Here is a 20,304-nt window from a genome sequence, read left to right on the forward strand (position 1 = left end):
CGGCGATAGAGGAGGACGCGAAAGGACAGTGTCTTGCCTCGAAATACAGCCTCACGCTTTTTTACAGGGGCCTGCGCCTCTCTGCCCGGCCTGATCTTATGCTCCGCCGTCACCCTGTTTTCTTACGGGCTGGAGGCAGGAGAACGCGCGCTGTTCGGCCGGGCATGGCTGGAAGCTCTGGTTCTGGCCATTCTGAGCGGGGCCATTGTCCGCAGTATATGGAAACCCGGGCCGCGATGGGACGCGGGAATGGCCTTCAGTTCCGGCTTCCTGCTGGAGCTTTCCGTCTGTCTGCTCGGAGCCTCTGTCCGTGCGGCGGATCTTCTCGCCATGGGGCCGCTGCTGATCGGCGCTGTTGCCATTGTTGTGGTGGGTGCTCTTGGCGCAGGATACGGGATTGGCAGAATGCTTGGGCTGTCATCGCGCATGGCGCTGCTGGTTGCCTGCGGAAACGCCATTTGTGGGAATTCGGCGATCGCTGCTGTGGCGCCTGTGATCCGTGCGAATGCGAAAGATATCGCCGCTTCCGTTTCCTTTACGGCGGTTTTCGGAATTGCTGTCGTTATCACGCTGCCGGTTCTGGGACAGGCCTTCCAGATGACGGACGTGAGGTTCGGGGCATTTTCCGGGATGACAGTCTATGCCGTTCCGCAGGTTCTTGCCGCCACGGTCTGCATGGGAAGTACCGCAGTCCAGACGGGCACGGTCATAAAACTCGTTCGGGTTCTGATGCTCGGGCCGGTCTGCTTCATGCTCTCGCTGCTGGTATCGCGCCTGCCAGACGGACCAGCCGAAAACACTGGGGTGAAAGTCGGTGAACGTCTCCAGTACGCTGGGCTGTTCAGTTTCGTCCCCTGGTTCATCATCGGATTTATTGTGCTTGCTGCGTGCCGCTCCTTTGGCCTGCTGCCGTCATGGTTTTTTCATACTGTCAGTCCTGCGGCAACGATAATGACGGTAGTTTCAATGGGTGCTCTGGGTCTGAGTGTCGATATCAGGGCGGTTGCTTCTGCGGGGAGGCGTGTGGCGGCCTCCGTTATCCTGTCTCTCTTGTGTCTGGGAGTCTTCAGCTACGGCGCGCTCACACTGTTGCATGTCGGATAAATCCAGACGTCGATCGCCTGCACGGCCTGCAGATGTCAGCCCGGGGGATGTCATGAAACTGTCAAGTGTTCCCGCGTTGAAAACAGCTACATGCAGACGCGCTCACGCTCATGCAGGTTGCTGGATTGGAAGATTTTTCAGACAATAGTTCCGGGCAGAACGCGAAAATCGAATGGCTCTCCCGGCATATCATCCCTCACGAGGGAGCCCTGCGGGGATGGCTGGCGCAGTTTCGCGACATCGATGTCGATGATGTCGTGCAGGAATGCTACGCGATGCTTCTGGACATCGAGACCGATCGGATCCGTACACCCCGCGCCTATCTTTTTCGGATGGCCCGCAATGTGGTGCTTCAGAGTTATCGGCGCGCGCGGATTATTTCCATCACCGCACTGGCGGATTTCGACACCCTGAGCATCATGGATGATGCGCCGTCGCCTCACGACGTGATCGAGGCACGGCAGGAGCTGGAAAACCTTCATCAGATGGTAACCCAGCTTCCGGAACGCTGTCGGCAGGTTTTGTTGCTGCGCCGGCTTGAAGGATTGTCACAGAAACAGGTTTCGGAGCGGTTGGGCATTTCTGAGAACATCGTCGAAAAGCAGGTGGCCCGTGGATTGCGTGCCCTCAGCCGCCTGTTTTCGGATGAAAACAGGGTGACTGCGCGCCCGTGCCCACGCTCCGGGTCTCGCGGGAAGGTAACGACAGTCGTTGACAGGTAAGGAACTGAAGGGAAACCCGGTTGACGCCATAGCCTTTGAGTGGGTGGCGCGGTCTGACAGAGCACCGCTTCATGATGCCGAACGTGCGGCCCTGAAGGCGTGGCTCGAACAGGATGTCCGGCATCGTGGGGCGTTCATTCGTGCGCGTGCGCTGTGGGCGTCAGCAGAGCGGCTGGCAGCGTTTCAGGGCATGTCGTCGTCTCCTGTGTCGTTACCCTGTGTGCCTTTGCCCGTTACGCGTCCCCTTGCAGCATCTGTCTCCCGTCGCGAGACCCGTCTGACGACAGGGCGGCGCTCTTTTGTCCGAATGGCGATTGCGGCCGGAATGGCAGGGATGGCGTTGGTGCCCGGATCTCCTGCCGAAGCGGCGCGTGTCTATCAGGCGCGCGATGGCCTGATGCATCTGCATGACGCGCATTGGGGTGACATCCTGCTCGATCAGGGTGCGCTGCTGCGGGTCCGCGAAGGACGCGGGCAGCCCTGCCTGGATCTGCTGGAAGGGCAGGTGCATCTGATTGCCGGCAATACGGATATGCAGCTCAACATGAACGGGCTGTCTCTTGTCCTGCCGCGCGCTGCCAGTCTGATGGCTCATGCCGGAAGCGGTGAAAGCGATGCCCTCGTCATGGCGGGGAATATTTCTGCGCGCTGCGCCGGGGAGCGTACCGGGCGGCTTCTGCATGCCTGCGACTGGATCCGTTACGACCACCGGCATGTTTCGATAAAGAAGGTTTCCCGGAATGATATTGACCGTTTGACGGCCTGGAGTCGGGGTCTGCTGGAATTTCGCTCCGTCGAGGTGGTGTCAGCCATCGCGCAGATTAATCGCTACAATGCCCGGAAGATCGCCTTGAAAAACTCCCGCTTGGGCGGAGAAAGAATCAGTGGTGTGTTCTCGCTCAACGATCCGGAGGCTTTTGCGCGTGTGCTGGGGGAAATCTTTGGCGCGGAAATTCTGATGTCTTCCGGCGGGATCACTCTGCGGTGAGAGCGTCGCGCCATGTCGGGCAGTGAGCGTGTAAGAAAAGCTTCATAACAGCAGGGCGGCGGATTTTCGCGTGCGTCACACCGTTTGGGCGAACCTATCCATACGGGGATCCAACCTGCTGTGTCTCGCTTGATCAGTCGTCGGTATTTCTTTCCTGTCCTTGCCACAACATGTCTCGCCGGAGGGGGGCTGACACAGGGCGCGTACGCCCATGCGGTGTTTTTCAATATCGGCCGGATGCCGATTTCCCGTGCCATCGTCGCATATGGGAATCAGGCCAATGCGCGGATCGTTCTTGCCGACCCGGCACAGCAGGGGATCGCTGGCAACGCTGTCCGGGGAAGCATGGACAGCGTAATGGCTTTGGACCAGCTTCTGTCCGGGACGGGACTTGCGGTTCTTTCCCGGCGTGGGGATGTGATCGTGGTGGGGCGTATGACATCCGCCACACATCCAGCCCCAAGGTCTTCGAAAAAAAACGGAGTGGGTGCTCTGAAAGCGGAAAGCGTCATGGTGCATGCCAGACGCGATACCGTCTCGACGAAGCGTTATGCCGCACAGATCGTTGATACGCTGAGTGCCGAGCAAATGCGGACCGCTCCAGACCTTACGGTCGTGGAGGCAGCGCGGCGTATCGTGGGTATTTCCGTGATGCCGAGTACGGATGACAACCGTTCGGACAACAACATCGAAAACATTACCATCCGTGGCCTGAACAATTCCTATAACCTGATCACGATCGACGGGGCGCAGCTGGCGAGCGCGAATAATACCTATCGTGGTGCCCGTCTCGATCTCATCCCCTCGTCAATGCTGGGCGAACTTCAGGTTCTCAAGACCATTGACGCCTATAACGATCCACAGGGGATCGGCGGTCAGGTGAACATGGTCACCAAAAATGCGTTTGATTATGGCAACAGCTTTGATACCCAGCTTCTGGGCGGCTGGAACAATCTTGCAGGCAGTGTCGTCCAGCCATCACATGAAAACTGGCGTGTTGATGGCGCGCTGACGCGTGTTTTCGGAAAACACAAGGAGTTCGGTTTCGTCCTTTCCGGAAACTATCAGGAACTCCACTCGGCGACCCATGCCATTCTCCCGGGAGACAGCACCGGAGATGGCTGGAATTACTATGCCGCTTCCGGGACCTCTGTTGGATCGCCGACGAATACGGACGCTCAGGCCGCGACGGGTAGTGCGGTGCCGGTTCGCTCACAGGACTACGCGTTTGATGACGCCTATCGCCGATACAGCCTGACCGGGAAGTTCCAGTACCGTCCTTCGCATCGTTTCGATCTGTCGGTATTCGGCGGATACTTCCACACATTCGATCAGGAGACCCGGAACGAGGCGCTGTCGATGCCGTCAGGAACATGGACGCAGGGAGACACGCCCAACACCGGTTCCGTCACGCAAGGGCAGTATCAGTTCGGTATCACGCAGCAGCCGGAAACGCAGCGCACATGGTTCGTCAATGGAAAAATCCATTATGACATCAATGACCATATGCATCTGAACTTTCTGGCGTCGGATTCCATCGCGTGGGACGACAGTTATCGCACGATGATCAAATACAACACCGGAATGAACGAAAATACCAACAAGACGACATATCAGACTAATTATGGCTACAGTTATTCCGTCGATAACGGTGCCCCCGTCATCTCGCTCAATGATCTGACATCTGCCAACAATCCCGACAATTACAATCCGCGTTACTGGCGGTTTTACGGATTTCACGTCAAAAACAATGTCCGTTTTCTGCGTGGAGACTGGCGTTGGGAGGCAGGACGGGGATTCTGGATGAACGCAGGTGTCACCCAGACCATGACCCATGTCACGAATAGTGAAACCTACACGCAGTGGATCCCGAAAGATGCGGTTGCGGCTGCTGAAATCGGCAATATGGATCAGGTCCTCGCCTCGAAAACCCTGACGATGGAATCGGCGCCAGGGCTGAAATATTTCACTCTTGATTACCAGCAGGCGCTGAACAGGCTTTTGAATAACAAATCCCTGTTCAAAACGACCAATACGCTCTCCACCACGAAGCCCGCTTATTACCGGCTGCAGGAATCCATTACGGCGGCCTATTTCCAGACGGGCTGGCACAATCGTTTCGTGTCGCTTCAGGGCGGTTTCCGCTGGGATCATACGCGTGCCAGCATAGGTAATTTCGATGGCATCACACAGGACAGCGCGACTGATTATGTCTTCCAGACCCGTGGGTCCGGCTATGACTATCTTCTGCCTTCGGTGCTCGCAACATTCAACGTGACGCCGACGATGAAGCTGCGCGCCGCCTTTACCGAAACGGTCGGGCGGCCCAATTACGGCAATTACGGTGCTGCGACGAGTACGACATTTGACGGCGCGACGGTCAATATTTCCCAGGGCAATCCCAACCTGAAACCCCGTCATGCCTGGAACTACGATCTGTCCTACGAATGGTATCCGCAGAAGGATACGATCCTGTCCGTCGGACTGTTTTACAAAGACATTCATGACGAAATCTATACCCGGACATCCTATGGGAGCGTCATGATGGACGGTGCCTCCTATGCGGCCGTCATCTCTGAGCCGCTGAACGCGCAGGGGGCGGGACTGCGGGGTGTGGAAATGCAGATCGCCAGACAGCGTTTCGGGTTTCTGCCGGGTATTCTCAAGAATTTCGGAGTGTCGTTCAATGCGACCTTCCTTCAGGGTTTCTATGAAGAGACCATGGATGACGGCTCGCAGCGCAGGGTCAACGGGTTGTCGAACCAGCCGTCCCATATCTACAACGCGTCACTCTTTTACGCGGACAAGCGCCTTGAAGCGCGTGTCGCTTATAACCGTATCGGAAAATCGCTCTATTCAACCTCCGGGACTGCCCGGTGGCAGGATATGTGGCTTCAGGAGCGGGGACAGCTTGACCTTCAGGCGAGCTATCGTTTCTTCAAATGGCTGTCCGCAACCGGTCAGGTTCAGAACCTGACGGGAGAAGGCTATGTCACCCGGATGGGGCCACGCGAAAATCTCATTCAGGATCGTCACCCCGCCGGGCGCAGTGTCTGGCTCGGTCTGCGTTTCCAGCCGGATTTCTGAGTCTATGAAAAACCTTCTTCTTGCTGCTTGTCCGCTCCTGATGATCTTGTGTCTGGGGTCAACCGCTGTGGCCGCTACGCAGGGTGTGTCGTCAGGTGACTTCACCGTTCTGCGCACGCTCCCGGCTCGGGAGGCCACGCAGGGCGTCGCGAACGACAGGCAGTTTCTGTATGCAGTCCAGAACAGCAGTATCGGAAAATACGACCGGGAAACGGGAAAACGTGTTGGCGGCTGGTCCGGGGACCCAACGGTTTTCATTCACATCAACAGTTGTCAGGTCCGGGGAAAGGACCTTGTCTGCGCGATGTCGAATTATCCTAATGTGCCGATGTGGAGTTCTGTGGAGTGGTTCGATACCGCGACCATGACCCATGTCCGCACGCACAGTTTTGGTCCAGGGCGGGGATCTCTGACCTGGATCGACTGGCATGACGGTAACTGGTGGGCGTGCTTCGCCAATTATGATGGGGATGGCGGCGAGGCCCCGCGCGATCATCGGGCTACGGTGCTCGTCAGGATGGACGAAAATTTTGTCCCGCAGGAACAGTGGCTTTTCCCTGAGGATGTCCTTGAGCGGTTCGGGCATCATAGCGCGTCCGGTGGCCGCTGGGGCAGGGACGGGCGTCTTTATGTTACGGGGCATGATGCCCCGGAGCTGTACGTGCTCGAGCTTCCCTCGGCGGGAGGGCGCTTGCAGCATGTTGCGACCTACCGCCTTCCGACACATGGGCAGGCCTTTGACTGGGATGCCGTGGATGACAGTCGTCTGTGGACGATCGACAGGGAAAGCCAGACATTGGTGACCAGCCAGCTTGCCGCGCCTCGGGCACATCTGTCGCAGGGGAAGTAAATTTTGACCGGAAGGGTTTCCTTCAGGCTCATGCCATCCCCTGGTCATAATAACTTAACTTTTAATCGTCGGCCGTTCTGACGGACAACGCTCACGGCACAAAGGGCCTTGGTGAAAAGGGAGGATGCCTTGTCCGACACAACGATATCGCGCGGGCGCTTTTCGCGAATTTCCATGAAGGGGGGAGAAAAACCCGTCTTCAGAATGATCTTTCTCGCGGTTCTGGTGGTTGTGCTGGCTTTTGTGGGTTACAGCGTGTTTACAGATCTCAAGGCCGCGGGAGAGCACGGTCTGGCAGTGAGCGCTTTCGCTCTACTCGCCCTGGCCCTTATCACCGCGCTGGGCTTCGAGTTCGTCAATGGCTTTCATGATACGGCGAATGCCGTCGCGACGGTGATCTACACCAACAGTCTTCCGCCTCTGGTTGCAGTGGTATGGTCGGGGATGTGGAATCTGTTGGGCGTCCTCGTGTCCTCGGGGGCGGTCGCCTACAGCGTGATCACACTTCTTCCGGTCGAACTGATCCTTCAGACCGGCAGTGGCGCGGGTCATGCGATGATTTTCGCTCTGCTGATTGCCGCCATTCTGTGGAACCTTGCCACCTGGGCGATCGGAATTCCCAACAGCTCTTCGCATGCTCTCGTCGGTTCGATCATGGGTGTCGGCGTCGCTAACCAGCTTATGGCGCCTGCCGGCGTGCCGACTTATGGCGTGGACTGGTCGCAGGTCGGAAAGGTGTTTTCCTCGCTGCTGTTCAGCCCGATCTGCGGGTTCGTCTTGTCCATGTCGCTGTTCTGGACCTTCCGGATCCTGATCCGTAACCGGGCCCTGTTCGAAGCACCGGAAGGTAAGACGCCACCCCCTCTGTGGATCCGCAGTCTTCTGATCGGAACCTGCACGGGCGTGTCCTATTTTCATGGTGGCAATGACGGGCAGAAGGGAATGGGCCTCATCATGCTCATTCTGATCGGCGCGGCCCCCACGGCCTATGCGCTCAACCGTGCGATGCCTGAGGCGGCCATGCCGGCCTTCGTGCAGTCCGCCAACGAGGCAACCTCGATTTTCCATACGCATGCGCTGGGCACCGACACTGTGGACGCGGCCACAGCCCGTACGATCGTCATGAACGGACTGCATGAAAAAGCGCTTGCGGATCGTCAGGTCTACGGTGCGCTGGCCGTTCTTTCGCGCGACATTACCGGTGCGGTCGAGGGCTACAAATCTCTTAACGCAATTCCAGCCGCGCAGGTGCCGAACGTCCGGACCGACATGTATCTCGTCTCCGATGCGATCCGCACCCTGAACCAGTCCCCTGCATTTGGTGGGGCGGAAGCCCAGCACCTGAAGCAGTTCATGGGGCAGCTCGATGCCGGAACACGCTTTATTCCCACCTGGGTGAAAATTGCTGTTGCCGTTGCGCTGGGGATGGGCACGATGGTCGGATGGAAACGCATCGTGGTGACCGTTGGAGAGAAGATCGGCAAGACCCATCTGAACTATGCGCAGGGCGCTTCGGCGGAGATCGTCGCCATGGGTACAATCGGGCTGGCGGAAGGTTTCGGGATGCCGGTCTCCACCACGCATATCCTGTCGAGTGGCGTTGCCGGCACCATGGCGGCTGCCGGTTCGGGCCTGCAATGGCGCACCCTGCGGACCATGGCGATGGCGTGGGTCGTGACTCTGCCGGCCGCGATGCTGATGAGTGGCGTGCTGTTCTGCATTCTGCGATACGTTTTCTGACTGTTTCGCTCCGGTACCGCAGACCTGCCGTCTCTTATCGGGCGGAAGGTCTCGTGGTGCTCATGTTTTTCTGCTGTTTTTCCGGGATGGTGGCCCGGGCAGAAACACGACCTCTGGTCACTGACGTCCTGCCGTCGGGCGTGCCCATTCCTGCTCCGGCCCCTTCTTTTCAGGTGCCCGCAGAAGATCCAGACGCGGAACTTTTGGGAGAGGCATGGGGCGCCCGGCCCTGGCTGCGGCATTACGGCGTCCATCTCAATATTCAGGATGTGGAAGAACTCTGGGGCCTCGCTGCGGGAGGCGTTCATCCCGGTCCCACCTATGACGGGATCACCGCCGCCACCCTTCAGGTCGAAACGCAACCCCTGTTCGGATGGCATGACGGACTGCTGAACATCAGCGCGCTCCAGATCCGGGGCCGCTCGCTCACTGGCGAGAGGCTTGGGGCGCTGAATGCGGTCAGCGGTTATGATGTCGGACGTTCGACGCGTCTTTTCGAGATGTGGTACGGGCAGGGCTTTTTTTCGAACCGCCTCGACATCCGCGTGGGATCGCTGGACCTGGATACGGAATTTCTCGTCAGCTCAAATGCCTCTTTTTTCCTTAATTCCAGTTTTGGGTGGCCTCTCTCGACGGCAAGTAACCTGTATTCCGGTGGGCCGTCCTGGCCATTCTCCGCATTGGGGGGGCGCGTCAAATGGGCACCCGTCGATCCGCTTGTGCTTATGGGAGCGGTGACGGACGACAATCCGACTCATGGACCATTTTACAGCTCCGTTTCCGCAACGCAGCGCGATCCGTCGGGAACAACTTTTTCCACGGCAGGTGGTGTTTTGTTCATGGGTGAAGCGCAGTATTCCCTGGACCTGGGGCAGCCCCACCCGCATCAGGACGGTCCCAGTCTGCCAGGAACATGGAAGTTTGGCGGCCTTTATGATACCGGCCGCTTCCCCGATCAGGCCTATGACAGTCGCGGCCTTCCGCTTGCTAGTCCCGGCAGTTCGGGTCAGCCACGCTATCATCGCGGAAACTGGCTGGCTTACGCGGTGTTTGATCAGATGATCTGGCGAAGCGGGCGGGACGAGCGCAAGACCATCAACCTTTTTGTTCGCGGTACGACCAGCGATGCGGTCCGCAACCGCTTTTCGCACGAACTCCAGGCCGGTCTCACTTTTGACGGCCTGATCAATGGTCATCCGGATGATACGATCGGTATCGCCTGGGGAACCAGTTTCTATTCCCATTCCTTCAAGGTGAATGCGCGGAACGCCGAGTACTTCGGTACGGATGCCTCGGGCCATCTCCAGCAGGAGCATTATGTCGAACTGACCTATCAGGCAGCGATGACACCCTGGCTTATCCTTCAACCTGATCTCCAGTATTTCCGGCATGTCGGTGGTGTGTCCCTCAATCCCGATACGGGGCGTCCGGTTCGTGACGGATTTGTACTGGGTCTGAACGTGACGACTACGCTCTAAGGCTTTGCAGCGGGTTCTCGCAGAGGCGTCTCCAGGACGATGAAGGGTTTCTGATGTGCCAATGAAGAACACTCTCCAGCCGGCTTCGGCTCTGGCGCAGCGTTCTACCAGGCTGGCTTTCCTGACCACGGTGCGTCATGTCGATGTACGGTATACGGGGCTGGGCTACGTTGCGTTTGCCAGTACGATGACGATCGGCCGACTGCTGGGCGACTGGCTTGTGAAACGTGTTTCAGGTCGCGTGCTTGTCACGGGGGGCGGCCTTCTGGCGGCACTGGGGATGGGTCTTGTAACAACGGTTCCGGTCTGGCCCCTCACGCTTGCGGGCTATGCGATGGTCGGGGCCGGATGTTCCAATGTGGTTCCAGTGCTTTACTCAGCCATAGGGCGACAGGATTTCATGCCTGAACATCTTGCCGTGTCTGCCATCACCACGCTCGGGTATTCGGGAATTCTGGCGGGGCCGGCGGCTCTCGGGGGCCTGGCGCAGGTCACCGGCCTGCCTTTTGCACTGGGAAGCGTCGGCGTTCTGCTGGTCGCGGTTGCGGTCATGGGTCTGTGTCTGCCCCGCCTGCTGCTCAACGGGGCGCCGTCAGAGGCATCGTCCCCTTCGGCCGACTGAAGCGGTGCGGGATCTGTCGTCTGGCAGGGGCGTGTTCTATAATAGGGCTCTCGGAGACGAAGGGACTGGATTTTCTTGATGCAGGGCAGCGGTGTGGGTGTTCTGGACAAATGCATGGAGCTGACGACCTGCCTGTCCCTCTCCGCGCGTGGTCAGACCGCACTGGAACTGGCGCGGCAGACCGGAATTGACCGCGGGACGGTCCATCGACTGCTCAAGGCCCTCGTGTACTGGAAACAGGTTGAGGCCGAGGACGGCCTTTACCGGCTTGGGGCAGGGGCGCTTCTGTCGGCCAGTTCCTATCTGACGCGTCTTCCGCTGCGGCGTGTCGCGCTGCCTTACGCCATCGATCTGCAGAATGTGATTTCGGATCGCCCCGCGATCGTCTCCGTCGCACTCCCCGTCGGTGACCAGATCGTCCTGATCGACCGCATGTGGACCGCCACGACGCCGTTCAATGTCATTGCCGATCTGGATGACCGCTTTGATATTGACGGCTGCACGAGCGGCCGCGCCGTTCTGGCGACATTCCATCCCTCTGCGGTGGAGATCCTCCTGGGGCAGGAGCGTTTCATAGCCGTGGAGCCCCGGCTGGACGCGATCCGGGAGAATGGAGGTTATTCACTGGGATACAGCGAGCAGCGGAAGGGGCTCTCCTCCATCGCCTATCCCATCTGCCATGCGGACAGGCCTGCCATGGGCGCCCTCGTCGTCGCGGGGCTGGATATGGAGGCAGACATGCGGGCCTCTTCGTCCCTGGCACACCATATGCAGCGCGCCTGCGCCGGGATTGCCGAGCGGCTGGTCATGTCGACCCCTTCGTGATGTCCTCCCCGAGCATTTCCAGAAGTTTGGTCTGCTGAACCTTCCCATAGTGGGATCGGGGAAGATGCGGGACGAACAGGATCTGCTTGGGCACCTTGTGACGGGACAGGATGCCCCGGCAGTGCTCGATGAGTGTTGTTGCCGGAACGTGCCTGTCGGCCTGGAGCACGATAGCGGCGCAGATGCGCTCACCCCATTCTGGATCGGGCAGCGCGAAGACATGGACGTCCTGAACGACAGGATGTTCCATCAGCGCCTCCGCGACTTCGCGCGGCTGGACGGACATGCCGCCCGTCCGGATGATCTCCTTGCGTCGACCGACGACATGGAGCAGCCCGTCATGGTCGCGTTCTCCCAGATCCCCCGTTGCAAGCCATCCATCCCGGAGGATGGCTGCCGTAAGGTCCGGACGTTTCCAGTAACCGGCCATCAGATGAGGGCCGCTAATTTCAATTTCTCCCTTCCGGGATATCGGATCCTGATCCGTCAGCCGCGCCTGTACGGTATTCAGTGCGAAGCCGACGGCACCGCTGGACTGTCCGGCTCTGCGAAGGGAGGCCAGCACATCTGCGGGAAGATAGAAGCTCCAGGGGGCTTCCGTCATGCCATAGAGAATGCTGAGACGAGGCCCCAGAAGAGCGGTCGCGCCATCAAGGACATCCTGTGACAGTGCGGCGGCCCCGACGTCGAGCGATCGGAGATTCAACAGGTGTTTCGGGGCGGACGGCGCTTCAGCTTCATGCCGGACAAGGCGACCAAGTTGTGTCGGGACGAGGGAGCTGAAGACGGCGGCTGTGGTGTACAGTTGGGACAGGAAAGCTGCCGGGTTGAAGCGGCCCCCGAGCACCACGGTGCCGCCGCTGCACAGATGAGCCAGAACGGAAATGGAGGCAATCGGCCATAGGGGGCGCACATTCAGCAGGACATCCCCCACAGAGGTGGGGCGTGCCAGACGGATGTTGCTGATGACGGCTGTAAGACTGCCGTGGGTATGCATGACGGCTTTTGGCTGCCCGGTGGTGCCCCCGGTGTAGTTCAGGGAAGCGAGAGTGTTTGGAGCAGTGGCTGGAAAGGAGGCCCCACGTCCGGCCCATGCGGTTGGGAGGGGCTGGCTGGGCACGCTCCCGAGGTTCAGAGCCTGTGCCTGTGCGGCTGTTCCGTACAGCAGAAGACCAATATCCGCGTCTTCTATCTGGCTTTCCAGTTCCCGCGGAGACAGTGAAGGATCAAGCGGAACGCGCACATAGCCGTTTGCCATCGCGCCATAATCAGCGACGAGATAGGGAATGCTGGCGTCCGAAAGAATACCGATCCGCGCGCCCCTGGGCAGGGAGAGCCCGGTCAGAAAATCTCCGAAGCCGGCCAGCGCTGCCACAAACTGGCTGAAGGTCAGGTGGTTTCCTGTGGCCAGGTCCTGAACCGCGACGGTATCGGGCCACTGTTCGGCAGCACTGGAGAAGAGAGCGCCCAGCGTCATGACGTTACCATCCGCTCAGAATGATGCGGCCGTCCACCTGTCTGGATTCAAGCAGCGCGTGGGCCCGTGAGGCCTCTGGGAAAGGCAGGATGCGATCGATCTGCGGCCTGACGATTCCCGAGGAGATCATGGCAAGAGACTGTCTGACCTCGTCGAGCGTTGCGCTGCCAGAGCCCTGCACCCGGATGCGGCGGCCAATCAGAAGGCCGGGCGAAACTGCCACATCGGCGGGCGAGACATTTCCCAGAACGACGACCCGTCCCCCCATTCCCATGCAACGCAGGGTCTGGGGGAGGGTGAAGCCCAGATTTTCCATGGCGATGTCCACACCCTGTTTTGCTGTCGCAGCCCAGACATCCCGACTGTACTGACCGTCTGAGACGAGAACCGTTCCGGCGCCAAGCTCCCTGAGAAAGCCGACTTTCCGCTCGCTGCCTGTGATGGCGATGACATGGGCCCCCAGTGCCTTTGCGATCTGGACCTGATGAACGCCCAGACCACCGCTGGCGCCATTGACCAGAACAGTATCGCCCGCCTGTATGCCGGCCTGGGAGACCAGGGCCCGCATTGCTGTGCCAATGGGACAGGACGCAAGAGCAGCCTCCGGATAGGGAACGTTGTCAGGAATGCGGATGGCCGAAATGGCGGGCAGACGAATGTATTCGGCGTAGGCGCCTTCGGTATCGATGGCTGGCAGGGAGAGGGAACGACACAGGTCCTGACGCCCGCGCAGGCAGTCCCGGCAGGTGCCGCAGAAGCGCCGCTGATACCCTACAATCCGGTCGCCGACGGTCAGGGCGGTGACGGAAGACCCTGTCTGGACGATCTCACCCGAGACTTCATGTCCCAGAATCACACCGGCGGGGGCACCAGGCAGCTTTCCGGCACGGTGCAGCAGGTCGTGATGACAGATCCCCGCCGATTCGACGCGGACCAGAACATCGTCCGGACCCACCTGAGGCACCGGAATTTCGCGGAGAACCAACTGCTCCGGGCCGCCGAAATCCTTGAGAAGAATGGCTTTCATCATGCGGTTCCCTGCATATATGTTCATATTATGAACCATTAGATCGAATTGCGAACTTTTTTATATTCCACATGGATTTCCGTTGCTATGGTAATTTAACGATCAAAAAATATGAGCGATCAGGGTTATACTATGATTTCAAGTGATATATCGGAAAACGTTCTGACGCTCACCCTTGATCGTCCCGAGCGTCTGAATGCTCTGGACAGTGCGGGCAAAGCGGCTCTGGGGCGTGCCTGGCATGATGCGCTCCGTAATCCTTCGGTGCGCGCGGTGGTGTTGCAGGGAGCGGGCGAACGCGCATTCTGTGCCGGGTCGGACCTCAAGGAGATCGGCGCAACGGGGCAGGTCGCACGGACCGATGTTCTGGCGTCGTGTCTGCCGGGCGTGGCTGAAGATTTCACCAAACCGGTTGTCGCAGCGCTTCATGGTCATGTGATTGGCCTCGGCATCAGCATCGCCATGTACTGTGATTTCAGGATTGCGGCTCCAACGGCGCGTTTCCGTTTTCCAGAAGTCGAACACGACATGCTTTCCGGTTTCAGCGCCATTGAACTGCCCTCCCTGATTGGTGAGGCCGCGGCTCTGGATATCATGCTGACCGGTCGTTCATTTGACGCGTTCGAAGCACAGAGACTGGGTCTTGTCTCGGTTGTTGAAGAGGACCCTCGGGAAGCCGCCCGTTCTCTGGCCCTTAGACTGGCGGCGTTGCCTGTTTCTGCGATGGGCTGGAGCAAGCGGCTGCTTCTTGCGGAGCGGCGGACCCGTATCGACAGGCATCTGGCTCTTGTGGACCAGGCGCGCAGGGAGGTGGGCGAGCATGAGCGCTGACGACCTTTCCCTCGCCACGCAAAACGCTGTCTTCAGGCGGATTGCCTGGCGTCTGATGCCGTTTCTCTTTGCGTGCCTGGTCTTTAATTGGCTGGACCGGGTAGCCATCAGCTTCGCCCATCTCCAGTTCCGTCAGGATCTGGGCATTACCGACACTGTATTTGGACTGTCCGTCGGCCTCTTTTCAGCCGGTTATCTGCTGTGTGAAATTCCGAGCAATCTGGTTCTGGAACGTTTCGGTGCCAGACGTTCTTTGGCACGGATCATGATTCTGTGGGGAATCGTTACGATCAGCATGGCGTTCGTGCAGGGACCATACAGCCTCTATCTGACCCGGACGCTGCTGGGGATGGCCGAAGCGGGATTCTTCCCCGGCGTGATCCTGTATCTGACGTACTGGTTTCCGGATGCCTACCGCGCCCGGATTACGTCACGCTTCATCATGGCGATCGCGGTATGCGGCATTGTGGGCGGCCCGGTTTCCACATGGATCATGACGCATCTCGCAGGGGTGTGGGGCTGGCATGGGTGGCAGTGGCTGTTCGTGGTGGACGGTCTGCCGCCGGTTCTCGCCGGGCTGTTGGCCTATCGCTGGCTGTCCGACCGCCCCGCAGACGCGCACTGGCTGAGCCCTGAGGATCGTGCCACGGTTCAACAGACACTTGGGCAGGCTCTCGGACCCGCGCAGGACCAGCGAGGCGTGGTGCTGAAAAGCACTCTCAGGGACGCTTTGGCGAACCGTACGCTCTGGCTGCTCTCCCTGAGCTACTGCATGACGATCATGTGCACCGGCAATGTCGTCAATTTCTGGGTTCCGTCCATTCTGCGGGCTTCGGGGGTGCGGGACCTTCAGACACTCGGAAATCTCAGCGCTCTGCCCCATGTCATCGGGATCGGCGCCATGCTGCTGGCCTGCAGGAGCTCCGACCGGAAGGGTGAGAGGCGCTGGCATTTTGCAGCGGGCGGCGGTCTGGCCGTGCTGGGCATGCTGCTGTTGCCCTGGAGCCTGCATCATGCGGCGCTGACCATGGTCTTCCTGACGTTGATGGTCTGCGGATATCTGATTGCCACCGCTATATTCTGGAGCATTCCGGCGACGCTGCTTCCGGTCGGTGAACGGGCGGTCGGGCTGGCCGTCATCAATTGCGCCGGTCAGATCGGCAGCATCCTAACGCCCGTAATGATCGGGTTTCTCAAATCCAGGCTGGGCGGCTTCGAGGCTGCCCTGACCACCGTCAGCGTTCTGGTCGCTCTTGGCGTGCTGGTCCTGCTGCGATGTACAGCCCCATCTTCCGCCAGACGCTCCTTTTTTTTCCTACCGGACGCAAAGTCATGACCGATTATTCAGCCCTTGCCAGACAGCTTGCTCCGGCCATCGCGGCATCCGCTTCGGAGCGTGATGCCGAGAGAATCCTGCCCTATGATATTTTCGACAGTATCCGGGCATCGGGTCTGGGGGCTGCCCGCGTTCCACTGGCGCTTGGTGGCGGAGACGTCAGTCAGACTGTCGTAGCGGATATTTTCATTACGCTTGGGCAGGCGGATCCGAATGTTGCGCAGGGGCTGTTTCCCCATTTCATGAATATCGAGCAGTTCCGCCTTATGGCGCCGTCTGCGATGCAGGAGCTCTATCTTGGGAAAATCGGCGAGGGCAAGCTGAGTTCCGGTGCGGTTGCAGAGCGGGGCGCAGGCTTCCGTGGCGATATTCACACCCATGTCGCCCTGGAGCACGGACAGAAAATCCTCCGGGGGAGCAAGTTCTACAGCACAGGCTGCCTGTTCGCGGATTTCATCAAGGTGCAGGCTGTCGATGAAGACCGCCGCGCACTCTATGTCGTTCTTCCCCGGGACGCGGAAGGGCTTGTCCTGAAAGACGACTGGGACGGGATGGGCCAGCGTCTCACGGCGAGTGGCACGACGGAGTTTCACGATATCGTCGTATCGGACGAGCAGGTCATTCCGGTTCATCACTGGTCAGGACGGCGAAACTATGCGGGGGCGGCGGCGCAGTTGATCCACTGTGCCATTGATGTGGGGATCGGACGTGCTGTCGTGGAGGACGCCATAGACTGGGCGAAAAACCATACGCGCCCTCTCAGGGAGAGCGGAGTGAGCAGGGCGAGTGACGACCCGTACATTCTTTATGCGATCGGAGAGATGTCCACCCGTGTTCGCGCTGCTGAAGTTCTGGTGCGTCATGCAGCGCAGGACATCGAGCGCGCAGCCCGCGCGCAGCTTGAGGATGTCGCACGCGGCAGTTCGGAAAATTCTCCGGAGACGGAACAACATCTGGTGCAGGCGTCCATCAGCACTGCGGGGGCAAAAATCGCTTCAACCGATGCTGCGCTTTTCGTCTCCCAGCGCATGTATGATGTTGGCGGTGCTGCGACCACGCAGAAGCGCTTCAACTATGACCGGCACTGGCGCAACGCCCGCACACACACGACACATGACAGTGTGGCTTACAAATACAAGGCGATCGGCAACTTCCTCCTGAACGACACGCCTCCGCCCATCACCTTCACCTACTGAAACGGTCTCCCATGCGTCGAAGGGCGCATTCCCTCTATATTAAACTATATAAAATAGTATATAAATAAAAAGGACTCAAATCTATGGTTGTTAGAGCGTTTCCGGTCAGGCGATACCTGTCCGTTCTGACGGTTGTTTCCGTTCTCCCGTACTCCGTTTTTGCAGCGGAAGACCCTGTGCGGAAAAACGAGGCCGGATCGAAGGTGAGGACCATCGTTACCCATCGTCATGCTCCAGCAGGTCAAAAGCCACCTCGAAATGTGGCTTCCGGAGCGGGACGAACAGGCCGTATTTCCGCTCTTCGTCAGCCGCCCGTCCAGTCTGCTCCGGAGAGCATTTCCGTTCTCGGGCGGCAGGAGGATCCTGTGCTGTCCCCGTCCACCCGTCGCCACAGCACAGTCAATGTGCAGGTTGTCAATGCCGAGGAAATCGTAAGGACGGGACAGAGTAACGCCATGGCGGCTCTGGAACAGCTTATCCCTTCGGTCAGTTCCCCGTCTTTTAGCGGCGTGGGTTCCAACCGCTTTATCCGGACTATGCAGTTAAGAAACCTGTCGGCCGATCACACGCTGATCCTCGTGAATGGGAAACGCCGTCATCTGACGGCCAATTTTAACGCAAATGCCGGACCAAACTCAGGAACGGAGCCTGCGGATCTTTCCCTGATCCCTCTGAGTGCCATCGACCATATCGAAGTCATAACGGAAGGGGCTTCAGCGCTTTACGGGCAGGACGCGATTGCCGGCGCGGTCAATATCGTTCTCAAACATAATACGAGCGGCGGATCGCTTAATTTTGTCGATAGCGGATATTATAAGGGCGATGGCGTCGGCGTGAACGGGTATGGTGATTATGCGTTCAAACTGGGGAAAAATGGCGGTTATCTAGACCTCGCGGCTCAGGTATCCAATCAGTTGCCGACCAATCGGTCGGGCCTTTACACCGGCTCCATGTATTTCCCTCTGGCTGACGGAAGCGTTGACCCGCGCCAGACGAAGGCTGGTCGGAACTACAACCGGCTGGAAGGGCTGGGGCATACGACGATGGAAACGGTGTCGGCAAATGGTGCCATACCGCTAACCGATCATATCCGCGCCTATATGACGTCTACATACGGCCATCGAACCGTGGAAAATCAGGTGACGTTCCGAAATCAGTCCAACAACAATACGATCCGCGCGCTGTATCCGGATGGCTTTATTCCGCTGATGGGGATGACTGAAAACGACTTTCAGGTGAATGGCGGCGTACAGGGAACAACAGCAGGGTGGAACTGGGACAGCTACGTTACATATGGCCGTGATTACGAAAGCTATACCACGCTGAATTCTGACAACCCGACATTTGGCCTGGCCAGCAAAAGAAATTTCTATGATGGCGCCGATATTGCAACGCAGCTTGTTGCCGGCTTCAAGACATCACACAATTTCCATCCCTCGTTTCTCTCCGGTCCCCTTCTGCTCGAACTCGGGGGAGAGTACCGGCATGATACCTTCCAGTTGACCGCGGGTGAATATCAGTCCTGGGCAGATGGCGGGGTAACGGTTCTTGACGGTCCCAATGCAGGTGCCCGGGCCACCCCCGGCGCATCGGGACATATCGGCGCATCGCCAGACACGGCCAGCAATACGGCACGGGACGTTTTCGACGGGCATGTTAATCTTTCGTTTCATATTCTGCCCAAATGGGAATGGACGCTGGGTGGACATGCCGTGAGTTATTCGAACCTGACCACCACGGAAACGGGTTCGATCGGAACACGATACGACTTCAACAAACGTTGGGCCATTCGCGCCAACATCAACACCGGCTACCGGCCACCCACCCTCGGGCAGGAAAACTATTTCTACACGTCGACCTTTCCAACCTATACCTTCGCCCAGCTCCCAACGACGAGCGCGGCGGCCAAGGCGCTGGGGGGAGGCAACCTGAAAGGCGAGTATTCGCGCAGCTACAGCATTGGAATTGATGCCCATCCTGTAGAAAATTTTACGCTGACCGCCAATCTGTACCGGATCGCGATCAACGACCGTATGGCCAATTCTACCCAGTTCGGTGGAACTTCGGTCGAGAATATTCTGAACAATCTCGGGCTTAACGGGATCCGTTATGTGCAGTATTATACCAATCCGGTTGATACCGTCACGAATGGCGGAGACGTCAATGCATCTTATGCTGTCGATCTGCATGATTTCGGGCATTGGCTGTTTTCGATAGGTGTGAATTTCGCGGATACGGAAATCAGTCATTTCAACCAGACGCCCTCTGCCCTCGTGGCGCTCAATCAGACTTATTTCGACGGGTATGCCCGTAATACGCTGCTTCATTCAGCCCCGAAAAATCGCGAGACGCTTGGTATCACATGGAACCTGAAAAAGTGGACGGTCGCGTTTGAAGAACAACGCTATGGCGAACTGACATTTATTGCGAACCCTAGTCTGGCCTCAAAAGACTGGAGCGTTGTCAAGCCGGGATTTATCAGCAATCTGACTGTCGGGTATGATATCAACCCGCGTTGGTCAGTCAGCGTCGGCGCCCAGAACCTGTTCAACAAATATCCTGCACAGGTTTCAAAAACTGCTCAGGCGTCATCTAGCGGCGCTTTCAAATATCCTTATTATTCCGCTTATGGATTCATGGGGGGATATTACTTCGCCAAAATCAGCTTCCATCTCTAAAAATTACAGAAAGTCTTCTAAATTCTATTGAGTGTTATCTGATCTCTCCAGTCTGTCAGCTTTATCTACCCGACGGGGTTGCCGTCAGTGGGACGATCAAGGGCGAACTCTATGTTAATTCGGGTGACGTCATGTTCCGCTCGACTGTCCGTAGTGGAGGGAAAGTCGAAGTTAATTTATGGGGACGGGGCCAAGATAAGATCGTGGCCCCGTCCGGCTCTGAAGTTGGTGGCACGATTGTCGAAATAGGCGTTTACTTTGTGGAGCTCAATGGCAATCATGGTGCCGGAACCCTCCTGTCTGGCGGAGCTCTCGTCTCGAGCGGTGTCATGGAACACGAGGT

Annotated in this window: 15 protein-coding genes; 13 read left to right on the forward strand and 2 right to left on the reverse strand. The window is 58.4% G+C overall.

Features of this window, described 5'->3' with window-relative positions; translation table 11 throughout:
• Positions 1-33: 33 nt before the first annotated feature.
• The 9 genes from GKA01_RS12255 to GKA01_RS12295 all read left to right on the forward strand — a co-directional run bounded on the left by GKA01_RS12255 (position 34) and on the right by GKA01_RS12295 (position 11,416).
• On the forward strand, positions 34-1,104 hold the full coding sequence (locus GKA01_RS12255) for a YeiH family protein (RefSeq protein WP_146863554.1): 1,071 nt from the start codon (positions 34-36) through the stop codon (positions 1,102-1,104).
• Between the two features lie 125 nt (positions 1,105-1,229).
• On the forward strand, positions 1,230-1,826 hold the full coding sequence (locus GKA01_RS12260; RefSeq protein ID WP_167506377.1) for an RNA polymerase sigma factor: 597 nt from the start codon (positions 1,230-1,232) through the stop codon (positions 1,824-1,826).
• Positions 1,816-2,814, forward strand: coding sequence for a FecR family protein (locus GKA01_RS12265; RefSeq protein ID WP_146863559.1), 999 nt, complete (start codon positions 1,816-1,818; stop codon positions 2,812-2,814). Before GKA01_RS12260 ends, GKA01_RS12265 begins: the two co-directional genes overlap by 11 nt.
• A 120-nt stretch (positions 2,815-2,934) precedes the next feature.
• On the forward strand, positions 2,935-5,901 hold the full coding sequence (locus GKA01_RS12270) for a TonB-dependent receptor (RefSeq protein ID WP_146863562.1): 2,967 nt from the start codon (positions 2,935-2,937) through the stop codon (positions 5,899-5,901).
• A 4-nt stretch (positions 5,902-5,905) separates the two neighbouring features.
• The gene (locus tag GKA01_RS12275) at positions 5,906-6,751 is read left to right on the forward strand and encodes a hypothetical protein (RefSeq protein WP_194265891.1); all 846 of its coding nucleotides are present in this window, start codon (positions 5,906-5,908) and stop codon (positions 6,749-6,751) included.
• A gap of 129 nt (positions 6,752-6,880) precedes the next feature.
• Positions 6,881-8,491, forward strand: coding sequence for an inorganic phosphate transporter (locus GKA01_RS12280; RefSeq protein WP_228120058.1), 1,611 nt, complete (start codon positions 6,881-6,883; stop codon positions 8,489-8,491).
• A 62-nt stretch (positions 8,492-8,553) separates the two neighbouring features.
• Positions 8,554-9,969: a carbohydrate porin gene (locus GKA01_RS12285; protein ID WP_146863598.1), complete on the forward strand. Its 1,416-nt coding sequence runs from the start codon at positions 8,554-8,556 to the stop codon at positions 9,967-9,969.
• A gap of 61 nt (positions 9,970-10,030) precedes the next feature.
• Entirely contained in the window at positions 10,031-10,591 is a 561-nt protein-coding gene (locus tag GKA01_RS12290) for an MFS transporter (protein WP_228120059.1), read from the forward strand.
• Positions 10,592-10,669: 78 nt separating this feature from the next.
• Entirely contained in the window at positions 10,670-11,416 is a 747-nt protein-coding gene (locus tag GKA01_RS12295; RefSeq protein ID WP_146863566.1) for an IclR family transcriptional regulator, read from the forward strand.
• Here the strand turns inward: GKA01_RS12295 and GKA01_RS12300 are convergent.
• Together GKA01_RS12300 and GKA01_RS12305 are read right to left on the reverse strand one after the other, a co-directional pair.
• Positions 11,397-12,893 carry a class I adenylate-forming enzyme family protein gene (locus GKA01_RS12300; RefSeq protein WP_146863569.1) on the reverse strand — a complete coding sequence of 499 codons (1,497 nt, stop codon included), beginning with the start codon at positions 12,891-12,893 and terminating at the stop codon, positions 11,397-11,399. The two genes, GKA01_RS12295 and GKA01_RS12300, sit on opposite strands and share 20 nt — an antisense overlap.
• Positions 12,894-12,897: 4 nt before the next feature.
• On the reverse strand, positions 12,898-13,923 hold the full coding sequence (locus tag GKA01_RS12305) for an alcohol dehydrogenase catalytic domain-containing protein (protein WP_208653417.1): 1,026 nt from the start codon (positions 13,921-13,923) through the stop codon (positions 12,898-12,900).
• Between the two features lie 108 nt (positions 13,924-14,031).
• Here GKA01_RS12305 and GKA01_RS12310 point away from each other — a divergent pair, with 108 nt between their 5' ends.
• The 4 genes from GKA01_RS12310 (at position 14,032) to GKA01_RS12325 (ending at position 19,961) form a co-directional block, all read left to right on the forward strand.
• Positions 14,032-14,751: an enoyl-CoA hydratase/isomerase family protein gene (locus tag GKA01_RS12310; protein ID WP_208653418.1), complete on the forward strand. Its 720-nt coding sequence runs from the start codon at positions 14,032-14,034 to the stop codon at positions 14,749-14,751.
• On the forward strand, positions 14,741-16,087 hold the full coding sequence (locus GKA01_RS12315; protein ID WP_146863575.1) for an MFS transporter: 1,347 nt from the start codon (positions 14,741-14,743) through the stop codon (positions 16,085-16,087). Before GKA01_RS12310 ends, GKA01_RS12315 begins: the two co-directional genes overlap by 11 nt.
• Entirely contained in the window at positions 16,084-17,283 is a 1,200-nt protein-coding gene (locus GKA01_RS12320; protein WP_146863578.1) for an acyl-CoA dehydrogenase family protein, read from the forward strand. The genes GKA01_RS12315 and GKA01_RS12320 overlap by 4 nt, the downstream gene beginning before the upstream one ends.
• Positions 17,284-17,486: 203 nt before the next feature.
• Positions 17,487-19,961 (forward strand): TonB-dependent receptor plug domain-containing protein, encoded by a 2,475-nt coding sequence (locus tag GKA01_RS12325; RefSeq protein ID WP_244289212.1) that lies wholly within the window; start codon positions 17,487-17,489, stop codon positions 19,959-19,961.
• Positions 19,962-20,304: the final 343 nt, after the last annotated feature.

It is taken from the genome of Gluconobacter kanchanaburiensis NBRC 103587 (assembly GCF_007988905.1).
Taxonomy (GTDB): domain Bacteria; phylum Pseudomonadota; class Alphaproteobacteria; order Acetobacterales; family Acetobacteraceae; genus Gluconobacter; species Gluconobacter kanchanaburiensis.

Coding starts and splice junctions, on each gene's coding strand:
- GKA01_RS12275 (WP_194265891.1), top strand. CDS start 5,906: ATGAAAAACCTTCTTCTTGCTGCTTGTCCGCTCCTGATGATCTTGTGT.
- GKA01_RS12285 (WP_146863598.1), top strand. CDS start 8,554: ATGTTTTTCTGCTGTTTTTCCGGGATGGTGGCCCGGGCAGAAACACGA.
- GKA01_RS12290 (WP_228120059.1), top strand. CDS start 10,031: ATGAAGAACACTCTCCAGCCGGCTTCGGCTCTGGCGCAGCGTTCTACC.
- GKA01_RS12295 (WP_146863566.1), top strand. CDS start 10,670: ATGCAGGGCAGCGGTGTGGGTGTTCTGGACAAATGCATGGAGCTGACG.
- GKA01_RS12300 (WP_146863569.1), bottom strand. CDS start 12,893: ATGACGCTGGGCGCTCTCTTCTCCAGTGCTGCCGAACAGTGGCCCGAT.
- GKA01_RS12305 (WP_208653417.1), bottom strand. CDS start 13,923: ATGATGAAAGCCATTCTTCTCAAGGATTTCGGCGGCCCGGAGCAGTTG.
- GKA01_RS12310 (WP_208653418.1), top strand. CDS start 14,032: ATGAGCGATCAGGGTTATACTATGATTTCAAGTGATATATCGGAAAAC.
- GKA01_RS12315 (WP_146863575.1), top strand. CDS start 14,741: ATGAGCGCTGACGACCTTTCCCTCGCCACGCAAAACGCTGTCTTCAGG.
- GKA01_RS12320 (WP_146863578.1), top strand. CDS start 16,084: ATGACCGATTATTCAGCCCTTGCCAGACAGCTTGCTCCGGCCATCGCG.